The organism is Bradyrhizobium sp. SZCCT0153, from assembly GCF_018129995.1.
GTDB classification, from domain to species: Bacteria; Pseudomonadota; Alphaproteobacteria; order Rhizobiales; family Xanthobacteraceae; genus Bradyrhizobium; species Bradyrhizobium japonicum_G.
The window spans coordinates 39,663-63,934 of record NZ_JAFCKS010000007.1 but is presented as its reverse complement, the minus strand read 5'-3'; the positions used below and the strand labels follow the sequence as shown (position 1 = coordinate 63,934).

Sequence of the window (24,272 nt, the reverse complement as noted above, 5' to 3'; positions counted from 1 at the left end):
GTGCCTAGCTCCCCAGCCACATCGTCAGCACCACCGCCGTCAGATTGTTCAGCGCATGCAGCACGATCGTGAGCCAGAGCGAGTTCGCGCGGTAGCGCATGTAGCCGAACCAGAGACCGATGGTGAAGACCTCGGCGAGGAAATACAGGTCGTATTGCAGATGCACGACCGTCCACAGCAATGACGACAGGATGATCGCGCCGGGCACGCGCAGGAAGCTCGCCGACCAGCCGCGATAGAGGAAGCCGCGCGCCAAAACCTCTTCCGACATCGGCGCTGCGACGCTGAACGCGAACAGCAGCATCATTGCGGCGCCCTTGTCGCGGCCCGATTTCAACAGATCGCTCATGAAGCCCGGCGTCGCCTCGCGGCCGAGGCTTCGCGAGATTGTTTCCCAGGCCACGACGAGCAAAATGAGGCCGACCGCGCCGAACAGGAGCTGTGTCCAGGACGGCCAGCGCAGCGCGAGATAGTCGACGAAGGAGGCCTTCTTGATGCGAATGGCCAGCCACACGGCGGCCAGCGTCGCCGGCAGGCCCATCGTGACAGAAAACGCGAGCGACGCCGGCTCGCGGCCGACGTGCTGCATCGATGTGAGGTCGATGGGGTCGCGAGCGACCCAGACCAGATAGACGATGGCACCGATCTGCCCGACGAACATCGCAGCGAAGATGACGATGCCCCAGAGCGAGGTGCCCCAGAATTTCCAGACGCGCGCGTCGGCCGCGGGCGTCACGGTGAGCGGCGGGAGATCGGGAGTGAGGGAGTCCATTCAAGCGCTTTCGTTGGCACCGTCACGCCGGGCCGTTCTCATGACGATCTACCTCGTCCGCGGCGGAATCGGGAAATCATAGGCCGCCCCGCCCGCCCCCGGCAGCGAAAAGTGCCACCACTCCTTCGCATAGTTCACAAAGCCTTGCCGGGCCATCGCAGCCACCAGCCGCCTGCGCCAGGCGCGCTGGTCCGAATTGATCGACGGTGCGGACGTATGTCCCTTCGCGTCCGTGCAGTCATAGCCGGTGCCCATGTCGACGCTGCCTTCCGGCAATCGGGCCTCGACCGGCGCCGTGCAATCGGCATAGGCTTTCGACGAATCGTATTTGGCGGAATTGTCGGCTTTGAGGTCGACCAAAGTGAGATCGAGCGCCGCCCCGGTGGAATGTTGCGAGCGGCTCGCGATGTAGCCGAGACGGAACAACTCGGTCTTGGGAATCTTCGGATTGTAGCGCCGCTCGGCGGCGGTCTCATGGCCATTCTGCGACCACTTCACCATGTCGAGCGAGGCCTGCGCCGGCCGGTAGCAGTCGAACATCTTCAGCGACAGGTTTTGCGCCGCCAGCTCCTGCTGCACCGCCTTCAGCCGCAGGCCGACCTCCCGCTTCACCACGCATTCGCCGGCGTTGTACCCGGCGAGTGGACGGCCGACGAAATTGTTGGAGCTGGCGTAGCGGATGTCCTGGACAATGCTGGGGTCGATGTCGCGCAGATAGACGAAGCCGCCGGGAAGCGATTGGGCGTGAGCGGACGAGGCCAGGGCAATCGCGAGACATGACATCAAAATTGGCCCAACGAAACGCATCGCTTCCCCCTGTCATTCCGAGCCGGCCCGAAGGACGGCACCCGGAATCTCGAGATTCTCCGGTACGGGAGCCCGCATGATCGTGCGATGCTTCGCATCGCCCCGCACCGACGACAAGGTGACAGATCGGGGGATAACTCCCCGCCCCGGCATTGGCCCTTGCCCCCCCGGCCATCCCCGCCTATAGCTCTCGCTTTAATGACATCGAAATCGACCTTCGTCCTCGGCCACCGGCATTTGCTGGGCATCGAGGGCCTTTCCGCGGCCGACATCACCGGCCTCCTCGACCTGTCCGAAGAATATGTCGAGCTCAACCGCCAGGTTGACAAGAAGCGCACCGTCCTGCGTGGACGGACGCAGGTGAACCTGTTCTTCGAGGCCTCGACCCGGACCCAGTCCTCGTTCGAACTCGCCGGCAAGCGGCTCGGCGCCGACGTCATGAACATGTCGGTGTCCTCCTCGTCCATCAAGAAGGGCGAGACGCTGGTCGACACCGCGATGACGCTGAACGCCATGCACCCGGATATCCTGGTGGTCCGGCATCACGCCTCCGGCGCGGTGGAACTGCTGGCCCGAAAAGTCGACGGTTCCGTGATCAATGCCGGCGACGGTGCACATGAGCATCCGACCCAGGCGCTGCTCGACGCGCTCACCATCCGCCGCAACAAGGGCCGGCTCGAGGGCCTCGTGGTCGCGATCTGCGGCGACGTGCTGCATTCGCGCGTCGCGCGCTCCAACATCATCCTGCTCAATACCATGGGCGCCCGCGTCCGCGTCGTCGGCCCCTCCACCCTGCTACCGCCCGGCATCGAGCGGATGGGCGTCGAGGTCGCGCGCGACATGCGCGAGGGGCTCAACGGCGCCGACATCGTCATGATGCTGCGGCTCCAGCGCGAGCGCATGAACGGCTCCTTCGTGCCGTCGACCTCCGAATATTTCCACTATTTCGGGCTCGACCAGAAGAAGCTCGCTTACGCCAAGCCGGACGCCCTCGTCATGCATCCCGGCCCCATGAACCGCGGCGTCGAGATCGACACCGCGGTCGCCGACGGCGCGCAATCGCTGATCCGCGAACAGGTCGAGATGGGCGTGGCCGTGCGCATGGCCGTGCTCGAAGCGCTCGCCCGCAATTTGCCGAACGCGTGATGCTCATGCTGACTGACCGCCGTCCCATCCTGCTCGCCAACGCCCGCGTCGTCGATCCCAGCAGGGATTTCGACGGCCCCGGCGACGTCCTGATCGCCGACGGCATCATCCGCGAGACCCGCCGCGGCATTGGAGCTGCCGGCGTCCCCGAGGGCACCGACGTCGTCAATTGCGCCGGCAAGATCGTGGCCCCCGGCCTGATCGACATGCGCGCCTTCGTCGGCGAGCCCGGCTTCAGCCACCGCGAGACCTTTGCCTCCGCGAGCCAGGCCGCCGCGACCGGCGGCATCACCACCATCATCTGCCAGCCCGATACGTCTCCGGTGATCGACAACTCGGCGACCGTCGATTTCGTGATGCGGCGCGCCCGCGACACCGCGATCGTCAACATCCAGCCGATGGCGGCGCTCACCAAGGGCATGCACGGCGAGGAGATGACCGAGTTCGGCCTCCTCAAGGCCGCCGGCGCGATCGCCTTCAGCGACAGCGACAAGAGCGTGACCAATGCGCAGGTGATGCGCCGCGCGCTGACTTACGCCCGCGATTTCGACGCGCTGATCGTGCATTACACCGAGGATCCCGATCTCGTCGGCGAAGGCGTGATGAACGAGGGCGAGTTCGCCTCGCGGCTCGGCCTGATGGGCATCCCGAATGCCGCGGAGGCCGTGATGCTCGAACGCGACATGCGTCTCGTCGCGCTCACCGGCGGCCGCTATCACGCGGCATCGCTGACCTGCATCGACTCGCTCGAAATCCTCAAGCGCGCCCGCGACGCCGGCCTCGCCGTGACCGCCTCGGCCTCGATCAATCATCTGGCGCTGAACGAGAACGACATCGGTCCCTACCGCTCGTTCCTGAAGCTGTCGCCGCCGCTGCGCACCGAGGACGACCGCCGCGCGCTGGTCGCGGCCGTGGCTTCCGGCCTCATCGACGTCATCATGTCCGACCACAATCCGCAGGACGTCGAGGTCAAGCGCCTGCCGTTCGCGGAAGCAGCATCCGGGGCCATCGGGCTCGAGACCATGCTGCCGGCAGGCCTTCGCCTCGTGCACAATGACGAACTGAACCTGAAGACGCTGATCCGGGCGATGTCGACCCGGCCGGCCGAGATCCTGGGGCTGCCGGGCGGAACCCTGCGCACAGGCAGCCCGGCGGACGTCATCGTGATCGACCCGGATGTGCCCTGGATCGTCGATCCCGCCGACCTCAAATCGCCCTGCAAGAACACCCCGTTCGACGAAGCGCGCTTTACGGGCCGCGTGGTGCGCACCATTGTCGGCGGACGGACGGTCTATGAGCATGTCTGACGTGCGGAGCTGCAGCCAGGGAATTTGCAGACATGGCGCTTGAATTGTTTCTGCCGGTGGCCTTCGTCATCGGTTACCTGCTCGGCTCGATTCCGTTCGGGCTGATTCTCACCAGGCTGGCGGGCACGCAGGATATTCGCTCGATCGGTTCCGGCAGCATCGGCGCCACCAACGTGCTGCGCACGGGACGCAAGAGCCTTGCCGCGGGCACCCTGCTGCTCGACGCGCTCAAGGGCACCGTGGCCGTGGTGATCGCAGGCTACATCGCGGGGCCCAATGCCGCCATGGTGGCCGGCCTCGGCGCCTTCCTCGGCCATCTCTTCCCGGTCTGGCTCAAATTCAAAGGCGGCAAGGGTGTCGCCGTCTATATCGGCATTCTGCTCGGGCTGTTCTGGCCCGCCGCACTGGTGTTCTGCCTGCTCTGGCTGGCGACCGCCTTCACCACCCGCTATTCCTCGCTTTCGGCGCTGGTGGCGTCCTTCATCACGCCGCTGTTCCTGTGGTGGTTCGGCCATCTCGCACTTGCAGCGCTGGCCGTGGTGCTGACGCTGCTGCTGTTCTACGCGCATCGCGAGAACATCAAGCGATTGCAAGCGGGCAAGGAAAGCCGGATCGGCGAGACAGCGTAAGGCCGGAAAAAGTACGGATATCGCCGCGCCCTTTCCGCATTATGTGCCAAATCCTGTTCGCAACTTGCGGCCGAATCGCGATTGTATTGGCGAACGGTTCCATGCCTGTCATCCTGACAGGGGAAGTGGCGTTACGCGGTTGCTCAGAATGAGCGAGAAGATTGTTGGCGCGCAAGACGAAGTCGGTTCGCACGGTGCTGCACGCACCGCGGCAAGCCGGCTGCTCTCGGCGACCAACATCTGGTCCGATGCGCCCTCGCCGCCTCCCATGCCGGAGCCGGCCCGTCTCCCGCCACCACATCCCGAATCCGTCGCACATGCGCCGCCGCCCGGGATCGTGACCGTAGCGGCGCCCGTTGCGCCCGCGCCGCCACGCGCCAGCCAATGTCCGCCGCGAAAACTCTCGCTGGCGCTCCAGGGCGGCGGCACCTACGCCGCCTTCACCTGGGGCGTGCTGGAACGGCTGCTCGAAGAGCCCTCCATCGCGATCGACACCATCAGCGGCGCCAGCGCAGGCACCATCAATGCGCTGCTGCTCGCGTGCGGCTTTGCGGAAGGAGGTCGCGAAGGCGCCCGCTCGCGGCTGAACCGGTTCTGGATCCGGCTGATGCACGAGGCCTCGTTCCGGTCGTTGATGCTGATCGGCGGCTTTTCGCCGGCGGGAAGCTCGGTCGCGTTCGGCCCGACGCTGCGCTCGGGCCAGTTCGATCCGTTCGATCTCGATCCGCTGCGGCAGGCGCTGTCGCGCGACATCAACTTTTCCGTCTTGCGCGACGCGCGGTGCCCGAAGCTCCTGATCGCGGCGACGCGGATCCGCGACGGACAACAGCAGATCTTCCGCAACGACGCCATCACCGCCGACGTCGCGCTGGCCTCGACCTGTCCGCCATTGGTTCATTGCGCCGTGGAGATCGACGGCGAGGCTTATTGGGACGGCGGCCTCGGCAGCAATCCGCCCCTGCTGCGGCTCGCGCAGGACACGACGAGCACCGAAATCCTGCTCGTGCAGGTCACGCCGGCGCGCGACAGCTACGTGCCGATCACACTTGCCGCCATCGACCGCAGGCTGGACCAGATCGCGGCCAACGCTGCCCTCAATGCCGAGATCGCGGCGATCGCATGGGCGCAATCGCACGCCGCATCGTCGTTGCGGCTCTCCAGGATCGCAGCCGAGGACTTCGTCGACGGCCTGGCGCAACGCTCATCGACCGATCTCGGCCGCGGCTTCATTCGCGCGCTGCACCGGAGCGGCCGCGAGGCCGCCGAGCGCTGGCTCGGGCAAGGCGCGACGGCTGCGGAGGCCCAACGCGCTCCGCCCACCGCCGAACTGGCGCTAGCCTGATTTCGCCAGCGCATCCTCCAGGAACCACGCCGCAGCGAGTGCGCCGGGATCGTTGCCGAAGCGCGCGATCACCTGCACGCCGATCGGCAGGCCATTGGCTTTCAGCACCGGCACGTTGACGCAAGGATTGCCCATCAGCGTCCAGAGCCGGTTGTAACGGGGGTCGCCGGTGGAGGCGAGCTCCTTGGCCGGCGGCGTGCCCGGCGCCGAATAGGTCAGGAGCACGTCGAAACCCTCGAACAATTCGCCAAGCTCGCGGCGGCCGCGACGGCTGATCCGGCGTGCGTCGTCGTAGTCTTTCGGCGTCAGGCCGACGGTGGCATCGAGACTGGCGCGCAGCATCGGCGCGATCTCGTCGTGACGCTCGGAAAACTCCCAGGCGAGCGCGCGATGCGCCTCGAAATCCTGGATGACCGGATGAATACGCCAGGCCTCCTGCACTCCTTCGGGCAGATCGATCGTCTGCACGCTGGCGCCGGCCCGCGTCGCGGCCTTGATCGCGGCTTGCAGCCCCTGTTCGGCGGCCGGCTCCACGGCACCGGCGAATTCCTGCCGGACCACGCCGATGCGTGGCATTTTTGCCGCGACGATGCCGGAAAACTCCGTGCGACCGGTCATTCCCAAAAGGCCGCGCGCGAGATCTTCAGCGCGGGCGCCGAACAGGCCGACCGTGTCGAGCGCCCACGAATAGCATTTCACCCCGACCGTCGGCAGCATCCGGAACGACGGCTTGATCGCGGCAGTCCCGCAATAGGCGGCGGGCCGGATCACCGAACCGCCGGTCTGGGTGCCGAGCGCCAGCGGGATCATGCCGGCGCCGACGGCGGCCGCCGAGCCCGAGGACGAGCCGCCCGGCGTATGGCCGAGATCATGCGGATTGAGCGTCGCCGTAGGATCGCGCGAGGCGAATGCCGTGGTCGTGGTCTTGCCGATGATGGTGGCGCCCGCCCGCTTCAGCATCATGACGACCGGCGCATCGGCGCGCGGCTGCCAGCCGCGATAGATCTCCGAGCCCATCTCGGTCGGCATGTTGGCGGTGTCGATGATGTCCTTGATCCCGACGGCGATGCCGCGCAGCGGGCCGGAGGCTTGCGCCTTCGCCAACTTGTCGTGACGGACGAAGGCGCGGACGTCCTTCTCCCTGGCCTCGATCGCCGCGTGCGACTGGGCGATGGCATCATCGGGCGCAAGCTCGCCGGCTTCAATGCGGCGCTGGAGGTCGGCGAGTGAGATCATGGCAAAACCCTTCTTATTGGGATCGCTTTTAGCATCGCGGCGAGGTCGCGCAAGCGCACGCCACTGTTGCCCACGCCCCCAGGTTGTTCCATGCTGTGCCTGCAAGGAGCCGACGTGGACGCCATCAACCGAAGTGTAGAGCTGACCGAGCCTGACAGGATCGACCGCCTGCGGCTGATCCGGTCCGACAATGTCGGGCCGCGCACCTTCCGTTCGCTGGTCGATCATTTCGGCACGGCGCGCGCCGCGCTGGAGCGCTTGCCTGATCTCGCGCGCCGCGGCGGTGCGCAGCGATCGGCGCGCATTTGCAGCGCCGACGAGGCGAAGGCCGAGCTCGCCGCGAGCCGCAAGGTCGGCATCGCCTGGCTCGCGCCCGGCGAGGATGGCTATCCGGCGCGGCTGGCGATGATCGACGATGCGCCTCCACTGCTCGCCGTGCGCGGCGACACCAAAACCCTGATGCGGCCGATGATCGCCATCGTCGGCTCGCGCAACGCCTCCGGCGCCGGATTGAAATTCGCAGGCCAGCTTGCCCGCGAGCTCGGCGAAGCCGGCTTCGTCGTCATCTCCGGCCTCGCCCGCGGCGTCGACCAGGCCGCGCATCGCGCCAGTATCGAGAGCGGCACGATCGCTGTGCTCGCCGGCGGGCATGATTGCATCTATCCGCCCGAGCATGGCGATCTGCTGGCCTCGATCCTCGATCACAAGGGCGCAGCGATCTCCGAGATGCCGCTCGGCCACGAGCCGCGCGCCCGCGATTTTCCCCGCCGCAACCGGCTGATCTCGGGCGCCGCGTTCGGCGTCGTCGTGGTGGAGGCGGCGCACCGTTCGGGCTCGCTGATCACTGCGCGCATGGCTGCCGAACAGGGCCGCGAGGTGTTCGCGGTGCCGGGCTCCCCGCTCGATCCGCGCGCCGCCGGCGCCAACGATCTGATCAAGCAGGGCGCAACGCTGGTCACGGAAGCTGCCGACATCATCAACGCGGTCGCACCGATCATGGAGCGGCCGCTGATGCGCACCGCGAGCGAGCCCGACAGCGAGCCGTTCGAAAGCGATCCGCAAGGACACGACCGCGACCAGATCACCGGCCTGCTCGGCCCTGCCCCCGTGACGATCGACGATCTCGTGCGGATGTCCGGAGCCTCACCAGCGATCGTGCGCACCGTGCTGCTGGAGCTCGAGCTGGCCGGGCGGCTCGAACGCCACGGCGGCGGCCTGGTGTCTCTGCTTTAGTTCTCGCCGCGCTCGTCGAACTGCGCACGTGCAGCCTCGATCTGCGCGAGATGCTCCATCGCCCACTTGCCGAGCGCCTCCACGGGCCGCGACAGGCCGCGGCCGAGATCGGTCAGCTCATAGTCCACGCGCGGCGGAATGGTCGGAAAGATGGTGCGCGTGACGAGGCCGTCGCGCTCGAGGCCGCGCAGCGTCAGGGTCAGCATCCGCTGCGAGATACCGTTGATCATGCGCTTGAGCTCGTTGAAGCGCTTGGGCCCGTCGCCGAGCATCATGATCACGAACACGCTCCATTTGTCGCCGACGCGGGACAGCACGGAGGCAACCCCGCGACAATCGGCGTGGTTCGGATCCGGCCTCGGTGAGGCAGGCAAACCGGTGTGTGTCGGTTTCAAATATGTGTCCATGGCTCAAAAAGGTGCGTTCTTGCGGGGATTTCGATAGTCACTCATGTAGCTCTGGTTACAAACTTATACCAGGGTGACCCCAAATGAAACTGCTCCATATCGACTCCAGCGTGCTCGGCCCCCACTCCGTCTCCCGGCAGGTTTCCGCCGCCATCGTCGACCGCCTCAGGCAGGCGACGCCGTCGCTCGACATCGTCTATCGCGACCTCACCCAGAGCCCGCTCGCGCACCTCTCCGGCTCGCACCTCGCGGCCGCGCAAGGCGCCCCGGCGCCGGCGGAACTCGGCCCCGACCTCGCCGCCAGCAAGGCCGCGCTGGACGAGTTCCTGGCCGCCGACATCGTCGTGATCGGCGCGCCCATGTACAATTTCACCATTCCCAGCCAGCTCAAGGCCTGGATCGATCGCGTTCTGGTGGCGGGGAAGACCTTCAAATACGACGCAAGCGGCCCGCAGGGTCTCGCCGGCGGCAAGCGCGTGATCTTTGCGATCTCGCGCGGCGGCTATTACGGCGCGGGCTCGCCCGCCGCGTCGCTGGAGCACCTGGAAACTTATCTGCGCGGCGTGTTCGGCTTCATGGGCATTCACACCCCTGAGTTCATCACCGCCGACGGCATCCAGGTCGGTCCGGAGCATCGCGAGAAGTCGCTCGCAAGCGCGCTCGAGGCGGCAACCACCCTGCGCGCGGCCTGAGCCAAAGCGCACATCATCAGCCGCCGCAACATCGCCTGCGGCGGCTGATCGACCGATGCGCGATCGGCGAAACTAAAACCAGGCGCCCTGAATGCCCAGGATGACGGCGACGAGCGAAACGAACAGGCCGATGCCGCAGAAAAGAGCGACCCCGATGAACTCGGAGGTGTCGGAACGCTTGGCGGGAACGGCGGTCTTCTCGGTGTAAATACGCGGTGCTGAAATCGGCGAAAAAATACGAGCTGCCTTTGGCATATCGGGCTCCATCGAAATGAGTCTTCGTGACCCCTGCCCGTAAAAGGGTCTTGGCAGCGCAACCGAAGGTTCAACGCGTCACGCAAGGTTCAGAAAATACAGCTCGCAAAATGTGGGAACCGGCCGGCGCAACCGCGTGCCGCTGCGCCGGTCGATTCAATTTGCACCAGGATTGATCAACCGCGATAGATCGGCGCGCCGCTTGGAGACGCAACAGCGCCGCCATCGACGAAGATTTCCTGGCCCTGCACATGCGCGGAATCGTCGGAGGCGAGGAACAGCACCGTCTTCGAAACGTGATCTGTTTCACCAATGCGCCCCAGCGGCGTCGTCAGCGCGATCCGCTTCTCGAATGCCTTCTCCGCCTCGGGCGTTGCGATCGCGGCGCCCCAGATCGGCGTGCGGATCGCGCCGGGCGCAACGACGTTGACGCGGATGCCGCGCGGCGACAGTTCCGAGGCCATGATCCGCGCCATCGCCCGCACGCCGGCCTTCGCAGCACCGTAAGCGGAGTAACCGGGAATGCCGAGCACGGAGATCACCGAACCGTTGAGGATGATCGAGGCGTTGTCGTTGAGATAAGGCAGCGCGGACTGCACGGTGAAGAACACGCTGGTCAGATTGGTGCTGATGACCTTCTCGAAAACGTCCAGCGTGGCTGAGCCGAGCGGCGTGCCGCCGGCGATGCCGGCATTGGCGAACACGATGTCGAACTTGCCGAATTTTTCGGCGCCCTGCTTGATCGCAGCTTCGGTCGCCGCGATGTCGGTGGCATCGGCAGCGAGCGCAATTGCGTTCGGGCCGAGTTCCTTCGCCGCCGCCTCCAGCGTCTCCCTGTTGCGCCCGGTGATCACCACCTTCGCACCCTCGGCCACGAACAGTTTTGCCGTCGCAAACCCGATGCCGCTGTTGCCGCCTGTAATCAGTGCCGTCTTGTCCTTCAGCCTCATGCTCGCCTCCAGTAGTTGCATGATAAAACTAGATTGCCATCTAGGCCATTTGGTTTTATGATGCAACCACACAAGCGCGTGATCGCCGCCCAATTCTGGCGAATGCGACAGGACGACAGACGATGGTGAAACGAACCAGCTTCGAGGGCGATGCCTGCCCGATCGCGCGCTCGCTGGAGGAGATCGGCGACTGGTGGTCGCTGCTGATCATCCGCGAGGCGCTGTTCGGCGTGCGCCGCTTCGGCGAGTTTCAGAACAAGCTCGGCATGGCCAAGAACATCCTGTCGGCGCGGCTGCGCGCGCTGGTCGACCACGGCATTCTGGCGACGGCACCCGCTTCCGACGGCAGCGTCTACCAGGAATATGTGCTGACGCCGAAGGGCCACGGCACCTTTCCAATCCTGGTGGCGCTACGGCAATGGAGCGAGGAGTTCGACGATCACCCGGAGGAGATCGCGACCATCCTGGTCGATCGCGCCAAGGGCCGCCCGGTGAAGAAGCTGGAAATGCGCGCGGAGGACGGGCGCCTGCTCGCGCCGGCCGATACCATGCTGAAGCCGCGGCCCGCACCAAGGCGACGATCGGCCTGAGGGCTCCTTTAGCCCGGATTCCGCTGCGCTCTATCCGGGCTACTTTAGAATCCTGCCCTCACGACAGCTTGCGCTTGCTCCGCAGCCGCAGATGCTCGTCGGCTTCCAGCTTGGTCATGCCCAGCAGATAATGTAGCACGTCGAGCTTGTGGCGCTCGGCGAGCTTGCGCAATGCCCCGGCCTGCTCGGCGATGAAGGCGACCGCCTCCTCGACGCCGCCCTCCCCCGGCTCCTCGTGACGCGAGCCCGCTGCCGCGTCCGATGCGGCACGCGCCCGTTTCTTTCCCGGCTTAGTCACCAGCCCCCCAGCCGAATCCATGCCCCAAGGAAACATTACGCCTACATCGGCCGCAACTCCAAGGTGGTATTTTGCAACTTTCTTGATATGAAACTTTTCCCATCGGGAGGGCCTTCAACACCCTTCGATTTGACAGCGAGGGCCTCACCACCCATGTTCGGGACGAAAGGGCCGACCCGAATCCCTTCGAATTCGGCCCCAAATTTTCCCATAAGTTACTGGAACTACATGAATATCGTCATTGTGGAGTCGCCGGCGAAAGCCAAGACGATCAACAAGTATTTGGGCTCGTCCTACGAGGTTCTGGCCTCGTTCGGCCATGTCCGGGACTTGCCGGCGAAGAACGGCTCCGTCGATCCCGACGCCAATTTCAAGATGATCTGGGAGATCGACCCCAAGGCGGCCGGCCGGCTCAACGATATCGCCAAATCCCTGAAGGGCGCCGATCGCCTGATTCTCGCCACCGACCCTGATCGCGAGGGCGAGGCCATCTCCTGGCACGTGCTGGAGGTGTTGAAGGAAAAGCGCGCGCTGAAGGATCAGAAGATCGAGCGCGTGGTGTTCAACGCCATCACCAAGCAGGCGGTCACGGACGCGATGAAGAATCCGCGCCAGATCGACGGCGCGCTGGTCGACGCCTATATGGCGCGCCGCGCGCTGGACTATCTGGTCGGCTTCACCCTCTCCCCCGTGCTGTGGCGCAAGCTGCCGGGCGCCCGCTCGGCCGGCCGCGTGCAGTCGGTGGCGCTGCGGCTGGTCTGCGACCGCGAACTCGAGATCGAGAAGTTCGTCGCTCGCGAATACTGGTCGCTGATCGCGACCCTGCTGACGCCGCGCGGCGACGCCTTCGAGGCGCGTCTCGTCGGCGCCGACGGCAAGAAGATCCAGCGTCTCGACATCGGCACCGGCGCGGAAGCCGAGGACTTCAAGAAGGCGCTGGAAGCAGCCAGCTACGCGGTGACCGCGGTCGACGCCAAGCCAGCCCGGCGCAATCCGCAGGCGCCCTTCACCACCTCGACGCTGCAGCAGGAAGCCAGCCGCAAATACGGCTTTGCGCCGGCCCACACGATGCGCATCGCCCAACGCCTCTATGAAGGCATCGACATCGGCGGCGAGACCACCGGACTCATTACTTATATGCGTACCGACGGCGTGCAGATCGATCCGTCCGCGATCACCCAGGCGCGCAAGGTGATCGGCGAGGATTACGGCAACGCCTACGTGCCGGAAGCCCCCCGCCAGTACCAGGCCAAGGCCAAGAACGCGCAGGAAGCGCACGAAGCCATCCGCCCGACCGACATGTCCCGCCGCCCCGACAGCATGAGCCGCAAGCTCGATGCCGATCAGGCCAGGCTCTATGAGCTGATCTGGAAGCGCACCATCGCGAGCCAGATGGAATCTGCCGAGCTCGAACGCACCACCGTCGACATCACGGCGAAAGTGGGCGGCCGCACGCTGGAGCTGCGCGCCACCGGGCAGGTCGTCAAGTTCGACGGCTTCCTCGCGCTCTACCAGGAGGGCCGCGACGACGAGGAGGACGAGGATTCCCGCCGCCTGCCCGCGATGAGCCCGAACGACGCATTGAAGCGCCAGTCGCTCGCCGTCACCCAGCATTTCACCGAGCCGCCGCCGCGCTTCTCCGAAGCCTCGCTGGTCAAGCGCATGGAAGAGCTCGGCATCGGCCGGCCCTCGACCTATGCCTCGATCCTCCAGGTCCTGAAGGACCGAGGTTACGTCAAGCTGGAGAAGAAGCGCCTGCACGGCGAGGACAAGGGCCGCGTCGTGGTCGCGTTCCTCGAAAGCTTCTTCAGCCGCTACGTCGAATACGACTTCACCGCCAATCTCGAAGAGCAGCTCGACCGCATCTCCAACAACGAGATCTCCTGGCAGCAGGTTCTGAAGGACTTCTGGACCGGCTTCATCGGCGCCGTCGACGAGATCAAGGATCTGCGCGTCGCGCAGGTGCTGGACGTGCTCGACGACATGCTGGGGCAGCACATCTATCCGCCGCGCACCGATGGCGGCGACATCAGGCAGTGCCCAAGCTGCGGCAACGGCCGGCTCAATCTCAAGGCCGGCAAGTTCGGCGCCTTCGTCGGCTGCTCGAACTACCCGGAATGCCGTTACACCCGTCAGCTTGCCGCCGATGGCGAGGCCAGTGCCGATCGTTCGCTCGGCCAGGATCCTGATACGGGTCGCGATGTCTGGGTCAAGGCCGGCCGCTTCGGGCCCTATATCCAGCTCGGCGAGCCCAAGGACTACGAGGAAGGCGAGAAGCCCAAGCGCGCAGGCATTCCGAAGGGCACTTCTCCGGGCGATGTCGAGCTCGAGCTCGCGCTGAAGCTGTTGTCGCTGCCGCGCGAGATCGGCAAGCATCCGGAGACCGGTGAGCCGATCACCGCGGGTCTCGGCCGCTTCGGTCCGTTCGTGAAGCACGAGAAGACCTACGCCAGCCTGGAGGCCGGCGACGAGGTGTTCGACATCGGCCTCAACCGCGCGGTCACGCTGATCGCCGAGAAGGTCGCCAAGGGCCCGAGCCGCCGCTTCGGCGCCGACCCGGGCAAGGCGATCGGCGATCATCCGACGCTTGGCACCGTCACCGTGAAGAGCGGCCGCTACGGCGCCTACGTCACGGCCGGCGGCGTCAACGCGACGATCCCGGCCGAGTTCGAAAAGGACACCGTCACGCTGCCGCAGGCGATCGCGCTGATCGACGAGCGCGCGGCCAAGGGCGGCGGAAAACCCAAGGCGAAGAAAGCGGCCAAGCCGGCCAAGGCCAAGAAGGCTGCGGAGAAGGCCGCGGACGGCGATGATGCCGCGCCAAAGCCAAAGAAACCGGCCGCAAAGAAAGCCGCGGCCAAATCCGAATCCACCAGCAAGGCGCGCGCCGCCGTGTCGTCGACCGCCAAGACGTCGCCGACAAAGGCCGCCGCCACCAAGAATCCTGCAAATACTCCGGCCAAGAAAAGTGCCGGCAAGACTTAGATCAAGAATTAGAGGTTAAGTGAAACGCAAGAATGACCATGGCTTTCCCGACAGGAGCGCCATCGTCGCCTTCATCAAGGCAAACCACGGAAACGTCGGGACCCGCGAAATTGCGCGCGAGTTCGGCCTGAAGAACGCCGATCGCGTCGAGCTCAAGCGCATGCTGCGCGAGCTCGCCGATGACGGAACCATCAAGAAGAAACGCCACAAGGTCTCGGAGCCGGACAGCCTGCCGCCGACGCTGGTCGCCGACATCACCGGCCGCGACGCCGACGGCGAGTTGATCGCCTCCCCCACCGAATGGGACGAGGTCGAAAGCGGCGAACCGCCAAAGATCCTCATCGTTCTGCCGCGCCGGCCGAAGCCCGGCACCGCGGCCGGAAGCGGCGACCGCGTGCTGCTGCGCGTCGAGCGCTACGACGAGGCAGAAGGCCCCGCCTATCGCGGCCACATCATCAAGGTCTTCGACAAGACCAGGAGCCGCATCCTCGGCGTGTTCCGCAGCCTGCCCGAAGGCGGCGGACGGCTGGTCCCGGTCGACAAGAAGTCTGCCGACCGCGAGCTGAACATCGCCCCGGCCGAGACGCACGGCGCGCAGGACGGCGACCTCGTCAGCGTCGACATCATCCGCTCGCGCGGATTTGGCCTCGCCTCCGGCCGCGTGAAGGAGAAACTCGGCTCGGTCAAGTCCGAGAAGGCGATCAGCCTGATCGCGATCTACGCCCACGACATCCCGCTGCAATTCCGTCCCGCGGCGGAGCACGAAGCCGAAGCGGCGGAGCCTGCGAACCTGAAGGGGCGCGAGGACTGGCGCGACGTCCCGCTTCTCACCATCGATCCGCCGGACGCCAAAGATCATGATGACGCGGTGCATGCGCAGCCCGACCCTGATCCGAACAACAAGGGCGGCTTCATCGTCAACGTCGCGATCGCCGATGTGAGCTTCTATGTGCGCCCCGGCACCGCGCTCGACCGCGATGCGCTCGACCGCGGCAATTCGGTCTATTTCCCCGACCGCGTCGTGCCGATGCTGCCGGAGCGCATCTCCAACAATCTCTGCTCGCTGGTCCCGGGCGAGCCGCGCGGCGCGCTCGCGGTGCGGATGGTGATCGGCCCGGACGGCCGCAAGCGCTCCCACAGCTTCCATCGCATCCTGATGCGCTCGGCGGCGAAGCTGAGCTACGCCCAGGCACAGGCCGCGATCGACGGAAGGCCTGACGACACCACCGGCCCCCTGCTCGATCCGATCCTGCGGCCGCTCTACGCCGCCTATGCCTGCGTCAAGCGCGCCCGCGACGAGCGCGATCCGCTCAATCTCGATCTGCCCGAGCGCAAGATCCTGCTCAAGAGCGACGGCACGGTCGATCGCGTCGTCGTCCCCGACCGGCTCGATGCGCACAAGCTGATCGAGGAGTTCATGATCCTCGCCAATGTCGCGGCGGCGGAGATGCTCGAGAAGAAGTCGCTGCCGCTGATCTACCGCGTGCATGACGAGCCGACGCTGGAGAAGGTCCACGCGCTGGCGGAATTTCTGCAGACGCTCGATGTTCCCTTCGCCAAGAGCGGCGCGCTGCGCCCGGCGCTGTTCAACCGCGTACTGGCGCAGCTCGAAGGCCACGACCACTTCCCGCTGGTGAGCGAAGTGGTGCTGCGCGCCCAGGCGCAGGCCGAATATTCCTCAGAGAATTACGGTCATTTCGGCCTGAACCTGCGCCGCTACGCGCATTTCACCTCGCCGATCCGCCGCTACGCCGACCTCGTCGTGCATCGCGCGCTGGTCCGCGCGCTCGGGCTCGGCGAAGGCGCCCTGCCCGACAGCGAGACGCCGGAAACCCTGAGCGAAGTCGCCGCCCACATCTCGGTGACCGAGCGGCGCGCGATGAAGGCCGAGCGCGAGACCGTCGACCGCCTGATCGCCCATCATCTCGCCGACCGCATCGGCTCGAGCTTCCAGGGCCGCGTCTCCGGCGTCACGCGCGCCGGCCTGTTCGTCAAGCTGGCCGAGACCGGCGCCGACGGATTGATCCCGATCCGATCCCTCGGCACGGAATATTTCAACTATGACGAGGGCCGCCACGCCCTGGTCGGCACGCGCAGCGGCACCATGCATCAGCTCGGCGACGTCGTCGACGTCCGCCTGATCGAGGCCGCTCCCATCGCAGGCGCGCTGCGCTTCGAGCTGCTATCGTCGACCGGCGAGACCGCGCCGCGGGGCCGCAGGCCATCCGGCCCGCAACGCCGCCCCTCGTTCAAGGCGCAGCCCGGACGCAGCCCGGCGAAGAAGCACAAGGCGGCGAAGCCGAAGAAGCCCGGCAAGGGCAAGAAGCCCAAGGGAAAAGGCAAGGGACAGAAAGGCAAGGCATGGTGACGATGAGCACGGCGCCGAAGATATGGACCCGCGAGACCGGCCTCGTCGAGAAGCGCGACCTCTGGACGGCGATGAAACGCGGCTTTCGCGGCCGCTGCCCGCGCTGCGGCGAGGGAAAGCTGTTCCGCGCCTTCCTGAAGACGGCGGACAATTGCTCGGCTTGCGGCCTCGATTTCACGCCGCACCGCGCCGACGACCTGCCCGCCTATCTCGTCATCGTCATCGTCGGCCACATCGTGGTGCCCAGCATCCTCTGGATCGAGACCAATTACACCACGCCGGTCTGGATCAGCTTTGCGGCCTATCTGCCCTTTACGTTCCTGGCCTCGCTCGCGTTGCTCCAGCCGGTCAAGGGAGCCGTGGTCGGATTGCAATGGGCTCTGCGCATGCACGGCTTTGACGACAACCCTCCGGATGGTATTCCGCCGGTGTAAGCAATAAGCAAGAAGCGGTTTGGGTGAGGACATGACGGATACGGCGCAGGCGGAAAAGGCAAAGATCCACGAGGGCAAGGAAGCCGACCACCATCCCTATTTCCGCCCGAAGGATGCGGCGACGCTGATCCTGGTCGATCGCAGCAGCGCCATTCCAAAAGTCCTGGTCGGCAAGCGCCACGACAAGGTGGTGTTCATGCCCGGAAAGTTCGTCTTCCCCGGTGGCCGCGTCGACAAGGACGACTATCGCGTGCCCTGTGCCGCCCCCATCACGTCCGAGTTGGAAGCCAATCTCGCCAAGGGCAGCCCGAAGACGCCGCCCTCGCGCGCCAAATCGCTCGCCATTGCCGCGATCCGCGAGGCCTGCGAGGAGACCGGTCTCTGCCTCGGGCGCAAGGCCGAGGGCAAGGCGCCCAGGCTCGAGGGCCCCTGGAAGCCGTTTGCGGATGCGGGTCTGCTGCCCGATCCCTCCAGCCTGTTCCTGATCGCGCGCGCGATCACCCCGCCCGGCCGCGTCAAGCGGTTCGACACCCGCTTCTTCACGGCGGACGCCTCCGCGATCGCCCACAGCGTCGACGGCGTGATCCATGCCGACGCCGAGCTGGTCGAGCTGGTGTGGGTCGAGCTCGGCTCGAAGCCGCTCGCCGATCTGCATCCGATGACGCGCAACGTCCTCAACGAGCTCGACACGCGCCTGGCCACCGGCCCGCTCGGCCACGATGCACCCGTGCCGTTCTTCCATTTCTACGGCGGCAAGATGCAGAAGGATATTTTGAGCTGATCAATCGGCGTCGGGCTCGGTGCCGACATAGTCGCGCGCCGGCAGTTTGAGGACGCGGCCGATCTCGCTTGCGAGCTGGTCCGCCTGCTCCCGCCTCGTAAAACTCTGAAGCGTGATCGGCTCGGTGCCCTTGTTGCCGCAGAGATTGACGTCATAGGTCGTCAGATCCGCATCACAGTCGTCGGTGATGCTGATGAAATGATAGTCGGCGAGACTGCGCTGCCTGCGGATGTTCAGCGGGCCGAATTGCCGGGTGATGATGATCTGGCGCAGCGTCTCGTTGAGCACGACGAAGGTGCGGAAGGTCAGCAGGATCAGGCCGGGGATGCCGACGAGCAGCCCGAGGCCGGTGAACACCAGCACCGGCACGAGATCGTCGGCGAGCCGGCCGAAGCCGGAAAAATCCTGGCGCAGGCCGAGCGCGACATTCCACAGGAGATAGCCGCTCGCCGCCAGCAGCGGCAGCGACAGCAGCCGGCCGATCCAGGGCATGGGCCGGTCGATGCGGACGATTCCGCCGTCCACGCTCATTGCGCCGGCCATCAAGAGTCTCCTTGGAAGCGAAGGTCTTGGCTTGGTCGGCGCCGGCGGCGGATTGGTTCGATAAGCCTTCTCCCGCACCCGTCACTCGGCGCCGCGGAATGACGCGATTGTGCTGAGCTGATCGCGAAAAACAAAAAATTCTTCCCGCCTCCCCCAATGGCGGAGTTCCCAGGCGTGCCTATGTCTTCCCGAACGTCACACAAAACGGACCAGGGCGCGATGGCACAACGGCAACTCAAGCTCGGCGCGTTCATGCGCCCGATCAGCATCCACACCGGCGCCTGGCGCTATCCCGGCGCCTGGCCGGACGCCAATTTCAACTTTGGACACATCAAAACGCTGATCCGGAAGCTCGAGGCCGGCAAGTTCGACGCCTTCTTCATGGCCGATCACCTCGCCGTGCTGAACATGCCGGTCAACGCGCTCAAGCGCAGCCACACCGTCACTTCATTTGAGCCGTTCACGCTGCTGTCGGCGCTCTCGGCCGTCACCGAGCGCATCGGCCTGATCGCGACGGGCTCGACCACGTTCGACGAGCCCTATCACGTCGCGCGGCGCTTCGCCTCGCTCGACCATCTCAGCGGCGGCCGGGCGGGCTGGAACATCGTCACCACATCCAATCCGGACGCGGCGCTGAATTTCGGCCTCGACGACCACATGGAGCACGCCGAGCGCTACAAGCGCGCCCGCGAGTTCTACGACGTCGTCACGGGCCTGTGGGATTCCTTCGCCGATGATGCCTTCGTGCGCGACGTCGAAAGCGGCCTGTTCTTCGATCCTTCGAAAATGCACACGCTCGACCACCACGGCAAATATCTCAAGGTCCGCGGCCCTCTCAACATCGCCCGCCCCGTGCAGGGCTGGCCGGTGATCGTGCAGGCCGGCGCCTCCGAGGACGGCCGGCAGCTTGCGGCGGAGACGGCGGAAGCCGTGTTCACCGGCGGCGGCAGCCTTGCCGACAGCCAGAAACTCTATGCCGACATCAAGGGCCGCATGGAGAAGGTCGGCCGCGACCCCGAGCACCTCAAGATTCTGCCCGGCGCCTTCGTCGTGGTCGGCGACAGCGTCGACGAGGCCAGGGAGAAGCGCGCGCTGCTCGACAGCCGCGTGCACTACGACAGCGCCATTGCCTCGCTCTCGGTCATCCTCGGCACCGATGCCTCGGGCTTCGATCCCGATGGCCCTCTCCCCGAAATCCCCGAGACCAACGCCAGCAAGAGCGGCCGCCAGCGCATGGTCGACCTCGCCGCGCGCGAAAAACTCACGGTGCGCCAGCTCGCCCAGCGCGTCGGCGGTTATGGCGGCCTGTCCTTCGTCGGGACCGCAAGGACCATCGCCGACCAGATGGAGGAATGGCTGGTCGGCCGCGGCTCCGACGGCTTCAACATCATGTTCCCGTTCCTGCCCGCCGGCCTCGACGATTTCGTCGACAAGGTGGTCCCGGAGCTGCAGCGGCGCGGGATTTTCCGGAAAGAGTATGAAGGGGCTACTTTGAGGGAGAATCTGGGCCTGCCGCGGCCAAAAAACCGGTTCTTCGAGGCGTAATGGGCCCGATTTGGGTGGTTTTCCGGCCCTAAAACCTTGACATCAGGCGGTTTCTGGCTAGGTTGCCGGCCAACGCGGGCCGTTTGGCCGGCTCCAGATTCCCTTCATTTCTGAGGTTCTGAACATGGCCAAAGCGGTCACCATCAAGGTCAAGCTCGTGTCCTCGGCCGACACCGGCTTCTACTACGTCGCCAAGAAGAATTCGCGCACCATGACCGACAAGCTGGTCAAGAAGAAGTACGACCCCGTCGCGCGCAAGCACGTCGAATTCCGCGAAGCCAAGATCAAGTAAGCAGATCAAGCAAGATCGCGGAACGTTGAATACTTCGGGGCCCTTTCGGGCCCCGTTTCATTTTGGACCCGGAAAGTCCCACGCGCGATGCGGACACATGGGCCCCCGCTCTGCAGCACATCGTCGAAGTGACGCTGCGCTGCGTCCGGGCCACGAGCGCTTTGACTGAGATCAACAATATCTGCCGGCAGATCGCTAAACAGGACAGCACGTAGCAATCCCACCGCTACGTCCCCACCAACAAGCCGCCAGCGCCCCCAAAGCTGGCGGCTTTTTCCTTTTCGCCTTGCTCCCCTACCGCTGCGCTCACCACATCAAATTTGATCTCCCGCAACAGTGCTTGCCGGTTTTTCCCATAGCCTTAGCCAGGTTCCGCTGAAACGCGGGGGAGGAACGAATGCTCGTAAGAAAGCAACAAGCTGCACCTCATCGGCCAAGCTCGAGCGAATTGAATGCGCTCGCGGGCCACGCCGTGTTTTGCAGTGAATTCAAATATCGGCGCGGCACCGAGATCTTTGGAGAGGCGGAGCCGACCGAATACCTCTACCAGGTCAAGAGCGGAGCGGTTCGAAGCTATAAATTGTTGGCTGACGGTCGGCGGCAGATCATGGCCATCTGCCGGGTGACATCTTCGGCGTCGAGAACGGTGCAGTTCACCGGTTTACCGCCGAAGCAATCGTCGAAACGACTGTTCGCCTGACCGAGCGCCAGAATGTCGTCGAGCAGGAACGTGGCGATGCGACCGCGACGAACAACATCCTCAGGCTCGTCACGGGCAGCCTTCAACATGCCGAAACTCACATGCTGCTGCTCGGGAGGAAAACGGCAATCGAGAAAGTCGCGGCTTTCCTGATCGAAATGGACGTCCGCTTGACTGCGGCGGGGGTCATGAGCCTCCCCATGAACCGCCGCGACATCGCCGACTATCTGGGGCTGACGCTGGAGACGGTGTCACGTGCCCTGTCGGAGCTCAGGGATCGCGACATTCTCAGCTTCATCGGGCAGTCCCAGCGACAAATCTTGTTGCGAGATCGAGCGAAACTGACCGAGTTCGATCAATGAGCGGAATTGATGCGATTGGTCTGCCCTGGGGTTGCAAGCAGCTGATCCCGGCCGGGCGACCGACGGCGGCGGAGCAAGTGTGACCCACCTCAAAGAGCCCAGTGAAAGGATTCAATATCTCCAGCGGGATCGTTGCATGACATTGGTCCATTCCCGTGAAGAGCCATTTGCCCCTGCTGGATCCGCTGCGCTTCGGGACCGCTCTCGGAGTCGCCATTTTTCACCAGATGTTCTGGTCCTGGGCCTGGGTTTCGATTGGCGTCCCGGGCTTCGAGCACTACGTCGCCGCCGATGTTCTTTACCCGTCCGCCGCGCCCTTCACATGGTTCGGCTGGGTCGGCGTTGAAATCTTCTTTGTCATCTCCGGTTACGTCATCGCGAATTCCGCGAGCCAATCTTCACCGGCCGCGTTTCTTCTCGGTCGCGCGCTCAGGCTTTATCCGGCCGTCTGGGTGTGCGCCACCGCGACCTTGCTCGTTCTGCTTGTCTTCGGGAGCGGACCGGCATCCGAATTCATTCTGCCCTACATCCACGCCATGCTGATGGTCCCCAAGGGGGTCACAGGTCAATGGCTTGACGAGGTCTACTGGACGCTGGCAGCCGAGACGGCGTTCTATGGACTCGTGTTTTGCGCGATGCTCACGAAGACAATCACCCTGCGACACCTGGCCTGGGGTCTCACCGTCTACAGCGCAATCTTCAACGCCGTCGCGCTGCTCGTACTGTCCTGCACGACGCCGTCCGACCTGCCTTATCTGGTTATTCTGATGTTCCGGGTGCCGTGCGCGGCATTCCTGTTGACGCATGGCTGCTTCTTTGCGCTGGGGATCTGGCTGTTCATCTCCGCGAACAGGCAATTGACGGCGCTCGAACAGGTAGCGGTTGCCGTCACGTGTCTTTCGGGCGCCGCGGAGATCTACTTCTTTGCTTCTTTCTTTTTGACGTCCATTCCCGCCATCTCGGATCAATCGGCCCTTGTGCCGATCATGGTCTGGGCGGCTGCGGTGCTCCTCATTGCAATTGCCGCGAACCGGAGCAGGCGCTCGGCTGGCACCGCTTCGCCTGAAGCACCGGCCTATTCGAGAACGCTCGGGCTGATCGCCTATCCGCTCTATCTGACCCACAACGTCATTGGCACGGCGATCATCCGCGCCCTGGTCGTTTCAGGCCTGGATGCCACCTCGGCCCTATGGATCGCGCTGGGCATGCTTGTCCTGCTCTGCTGGTTCATTTGCGCAAGGATCGAGCCAGCCGTCAGATGCGCTATGATGCAAACCCTCTCCCAGTTCGGAAAGCTGCCGGAAAGACAGCCGGCGTCGAGACGCCGGGCATTGGCCCGGGGGCTGCGTCTTCCCCTGCCCGTCTCCGTGAAGGTGAACGTCGCGGCGTCCTAAGGGGCGCCGCGCTGCGCGTAGAGCACGAGAGCCGAGATGCTTCTAAATTGTCGCGTCGGCTTTACGCGCGGAAGACGACGTCGACGCAGAGCTAGTTGATGTCAACAACGGGCCCAGTTCAAGAAATTGCGAGAACCACTTTGGACGCCATTGCTAGTGTAGACCCCCGCACTGGGATCCGTAGATTGGCGTCCGGCTCCGCTGAAATCTGCTACGGCAAATTCTGCAGACGAGCTGGTCCATATGGCACAAATAGGCTTCTACGGTCCGACTGTGAAGCGGTTCATGCACATGGAGCATGAACCGGTCTCGCTGATCACGCGTTCGCTGCGCAACGCGGAGATTGCTGTCACTGAAACCCGCGTCGACGCTGCTGTGTCTCGCCCATCCGGCGAGATGGGACTTGCAGATGCCTATGTTGTAACCCTTGCACTCAACGATTTCCCCCAACTGCAAGATTTGGCAGCGTGGTATGTCCGTCCGGACCGATGTCCGCTCGGGCGCAGCGTACTTCTACGATATGAAGAAGGATCCTCGCTTCGTCATCGATAAGCCCTTCCACTCCCTTCATTTCTACCTTTCGCGTACATCACTCGACGGCATCTCTGAGCAGTCAGCCGCACCGCGCGTTGGTGAGCTTCCCTCGCAGCTCGGCGGCGGCCATGACGACGCGGTCATCCGTCATATTGGTGGGTCGCTCCTGCAAGCGCTGGGTAGGCCCGCTGAGATCAACCAACTCTTCATCGATCACATGATGCTCGCATTCACTGTACACGTCGCGCAGACTTACGGCGGTATGAGAAGCACCGCGGCGCTTGCACGAGGGGGTCTCGCGCCTTGGCAGCGGCTCTAATTCATCTTGCGGCGGAGCTTCTGGATGACTTCTCGGAGTTCGGCGGCATATTCCTCGATCAACCGGCGTGCCTCGTCCAAGGGAGACGGCCTCGTTTCCTTATTCTCGACTTTGCCAGGGTCGGACATGGCCGCACGGTCTGCCACGGAAGCGGAGACCGTTTGAGCCGGATCAAAGGAACATGGCCAACTGAGGCGGCTTACTTCTCCGGCGGATGAAGCGCCGCCTTCCTCAATTCTGGGTCGGCAAGCATCCAAGCCGCGCTCGCCCATTAAGGACAGCGCCGCTGAGGCATTTCTCGTCCGACCAGCAATAAGCCTTGCACCAAATGCGCAAAGGGCAGCTAATATT

Annotated in this window: 23 protein-coding genes and 1 pseudogene; 16 read left to right on the top strand and 8 right to left on the bottom strand. The window is 64.8% G+C overall.

Annotated features, from left to right (window positions below):
* Window positions 1–4 precede the first annotated feature (4 nt).
* Both JQ572_RS26985 and JQ572_RS26980 read right to left on the bottom strand, forming a co-directional pair.
* A complete protein-coding gene (locus tag JQ572_RS26985) occupies window positions 5–772 on the bottom strand; it encodes a CPBP family intramembrane glutamic endopeptidase (protein WP_211385879.1) in 768 nt (255 codons plus the stop codon).
* Window positions 773–820: 48 nt separating this feature from the next.
* Window positions 821–1,579, bottom strand: a complete 759-nt coding sequence (locus tag JQ572_RS26980) for a M15 family metallopeptidase (RefSeq protein WP_211385878.1) — start codon at window positions 1,577–1,579, stop codon at window positions 821–823.
* Window positions 1,580–1,777: 198 nt separating this feature from the next.
* Between JQ572_RS26980 and JQ572_RS26975 the strand changes: the two genes are divergently transcribed.
* The 4 genes from JQ572_RS26975 (at window position 1,778) to JQ572_RS26960 (ending at window position 6,003) form a co-directional block, all read left to right on the top strand.
* On the top strand, window positions 1,778–2,725 hold the full coding sequence (locus JQ572_RS26975) for an aspartate carbamoyltransferase catalytic subunit (protein WP_015685626.1): 948 nt from the start codon (window positions 1,778–1,780) through the stop codon (window positions 2,723–2,725).
* 5 nt (window positions 2,726–2,730) lie between these two features.
* On the top strand, window positions 2,731–4,032 hold the full coding sequence (locus JQ572_RS26970) for a dihydroorotase (RefSeq protein ID WP_211386079.1): 1,302 nt from the start codon (window positions 2,731–2,733) through the stop codon (window positions 4,030–4,032).
* A 32-nt stretch (window positions 4,033–4,064) separates the two neighbouring features.
* The gene (gene plsY / locus JQ572_RS26965; RefSeq protein WP_211385877.1) at window positions 4,065–4,661 is read left to right on the top strand and encodes a glycerol-3-phosphate 1-O-acyltransferase PlsY; all 597 of its coding nucleotides are present in this window, start codon (window positions 4,065–4,067) and stop codon (window positions 4,659–4,661) included.
* Window positions 4,662–4,809: 148 nt separating this feature from the next.
* A complete protein-coding gene (locus JQ572_RS26960; protein ID WP_211385876.1) occupies window positions 4,810–6,003 on the top strand; it encodes a patatin-like phospholipase family protein in 1,194 nt (397 codons plus the stop codon).
* Here JQ572_RS26960 and JQ572_RS26955 read toward each other — a convergent pair.
* A complete protein-coding gene (locus tag JQ572_RS26955; RefSeq protein ID WP_211385875.1) occupies window positions 5,995–7,239 on the bottom strand; it encodes an amidase in 1,245 nt (414 codons plus the stop codon). The genes JQ572_RS26960 and JQ572_RS26955 overlap by 9 nt on opposite strands.
* Before the next feature lie 90 nt (window positions 7,240–7,329).
* Here JQ572_RS26955 and dprA point away from each other — a divergent pair, with 90 nt between their 5' ends.
* Window positions 7,330–8,472 (top strand): DNA-processing protein DprA, encoded by a 1,143-nt coding sequence (gene dprA / locus JQ572_RS26950; RefSeq protein ID WP_211385874.1) that lies wholly within the window; start codon window positions 7,330–7,332, stop codon window positions 8,470–8,472.
* Here the strand turns inward: dprA and JQ572_RS26945 are convergent.
* The gene (locus JQ572_RS26945) at window positions 8,469–8,879 is read right to left on the bottom strand and encodes a winged helix-turn-helix transcriptional regulator (protein ID WP_211385873.1); all 411 of its coding nucleotides are present in this window, start codon (window positions 8,877–8,879) and stop codon (window positions 8,469–8,471) included. The genes dprA and JQ572_RS26945 overlap by 4 nt on opposite strands.
* An 83-nt stretch (window positions 8,880–8,962) precedes the next feature.
* On the opposite strand from JQ572_RS26945, the gene JQ572_RS26940 reads away from it, so the two are divergent.
* The gene (locus JQ572_RS26940; protein WP_211385872.1) at window positions 8,963–9,571 is read left to right on the top strand and encodes an FMN-dependent NADH-azoreductase; all 609 of its coding nucleotides are present in this window, start codon (window positions 8,963–8,965) and stop codon (window positions 9,569–9,571) included.
* Between the two features lie 72 nt (window positions 9,572–9,643).
* On the opposite strand, the gene JQ572_RS26935 is transcribed toward JQ572_RS26940, so the two are convergent.
* Both JQ572_RS26935 and JQ572_RS26930 read right to left on the bottom strand, forming a co-directional pair.
* Window positions 9,644–9,826 (bottom strand): hypothetical protein, encoded by a 183-nt coding sequence (locus JQ572_RS26935; protein ID WP_211385871.1) that lies wholly within the window; start codon window positions 9,824–9,826, stop codon window positions 9,644–9,646.
* 176 nt (window positions 9,827–10,002) lie between these two features.
* The gene (locus JQ572_RS26930) at window positions 10,003–10,776 is read right to left on the bottom strand and encodes an SDR family oxidoreductase (RefSeq protein WP_211385870.1); all 774 of its coding nucleotides are present in this window, start codon (window positions 10,774–10,776) and stop codon (window positions 10,003–10,005) included.
* A gap of 122 nt (window positions 10,777–10,898) precedes the next feature.
* Between JQ572_RS26930 and JQ572_RS26925 the strand changes: the two genes are divergently transcribed.
* Window positions 10,899–11,366 carry a winged helix-turn-helix transcriptional regulator gene (locus JQ572_RS26925; protein WP_211385869.1) on the top strand — a complete coding sequence of 156 codons (468 nt, stop codon included), beginning with the start codon at window positions 10,899–10,901 and terminating at the stop codon, window positions 11,364–11,366.
* A 58-nt stretch (window positions 11,367–11,424) separates the two neighbouring features.
* Here JQ572_RS26925 and JQ572_RS26920 read toward each other — a convergent pair whose 3' ends face one another.
* Window positions 11,425–11,664: a hypothetical protein gene (locus tag JQ572_RS26920; protein ID WP_211385868.1), complete on the bottom strand. Its 240-nt coding sequence runs from the start codon at window positions 11,662–11,664 to the stop codon at window positions 11,425–11,427.
* A 228-nt stretch (window positions 11,665–11,892) separates the two neighbouring features.
* Here JQ572_RS26920 and topA point away from each other — a divergent pair, with 228 nt between their 5' ends.
* From topA to JQ572_RS26900, 4 genes are read left to right on the top strand one after another with little or no spacing between them, the layout of a single operon-like run.
* The gene (gene topA, locus JQ572_RS26915; protein ID WP_211385867.1) at window positions 11,893–14,649 is read left to right on the top strand and encodes a type I DNA topoisomerase; all 2,757 of its coding nucleotides are present in this window, start codon (window positions 11,893–11,895) and stop codon (window positions 14,647–14,649) included.
* 19 nt (window positions 14,650–14,668) lie between these two features.
* Window positions 14,669–17,017 (top strand): ribonuclease R, encoded by a 2,349-nt coding sequence (gene rnr, locus JQ572_RS26910; RefSeq protein WP_211385866.1) that lies wholly within the window; start codon window positions 14,669–14,671, stop codon window positions 17,015–17,017.
* A complete protein-coding gene (locus tag JQ572_RS26905; RefSeq protein ID WP_211385865.1) occupies window positions 17,011–17,451 on the top strand; it encodes a DUF983 domain-containing protein in 441 nt (146 codons plus the stop codon). The genes rnr and JQ572_RS26905 overlap by 7 nt, the downstream gene beginning before the upstream one ends.
* 31 nt (window positions 17,452–17,482) lie before the next feature.
* Complete coding sequence (locus JQ572_RS26900) at window positions 17,483–18,232, top strand: NUDIX hydrolase (RefSeq protein WP_211385864.1); 750 nt, start codon at window positions 17,483–17,485, stop codon at window positions 18,230–18,232.
* Here JQ572_RS26900 and JQ572_RS26895 read toward each other — a convergent pair whose 3' ends face one another.
* The gene (locus JQ572_RS26895; RefSeq protein WP_211385863.1) at window positions 18,233–18,775 is read right to left on the bottom strand and encodes a hypothetical protein; all 543 of its coding nucleotides are present in this window, start codon (window positions 18,773–18,775) and stop codon (window positions 18,233–18,235) included.
* Between the two features lie 219 nt (window positions 18,776–18,994).
* Here JQ572_RS26895 and JQ572_RS26890 point away from each other — a divergent pair, with 219 nt between their 5' ends.
* The 5 genes and pseudogenes from JQ572_RS26890 to JQ572_RS26870 all read left to right on the top strand — a co-directional run bounded on the left by JQ572_RS26890 (window position 18,995) and on the right by JQ572_RS26870 (window position 23,921).
* Window positions 18,995–20,320 (top strand): LLM class flavin-dependent oxidoreductase, encoded by a 1,326-nt coding sequence (locus tag JQ572_RS26890; RefSeq protein ID WP_211385862.1) that lies wholly within the window; start codon window positions 18,995–18,997, stop codon window positions 20,318–20,320.
* 124 nt (window positions 20,321–20,444) lie between these two features.
* On the top strand, window positions 20,445–20,612 hold the full coding sequence (gene rpmG / locus JQ572_RS26885; RefSeq protein WP_007603295.1) for a 50S ribosomal protein L33: 168 nt from the start codon (window positions 20,445–20,447) through the stop codon (window positions 20,610–20,612).
* A 397-nt stretch (window positions 20,613–21,009) separates the two neighbouring features.
* Window positions 21,010–21,674: pseudogene (locus JQ572_RS26880) on the top strand (helix-turn-helix domain-containing protein).
* Between the two features lie 155 nt (window positions 21,675–21,829).
* Complete coding sequence (locus JQ572_RS26875) at window positions 21,830–23,068, top strand: acyltransferase family protein (RefSeq protein ID WP_211385861.1); 1,239 nt, start codon at window positions 21,830–21,832, stop codon at window positions 23,066–23,068.
* 472 nt (window positions 23,069–23,540) lie between these two features.
* Window positions 23,541–23,921, top strand: a complete 381-nt coding sequence (locus tag JQ572_RS26870) for a hypothetical protein (protein WP_211385860.1) — start codon at window positions 23,541–23,543, stop codon at window positions 23,919–23,921.
* Window positions 23,922–24,272 lie beyond the last annotated feature (351 nt).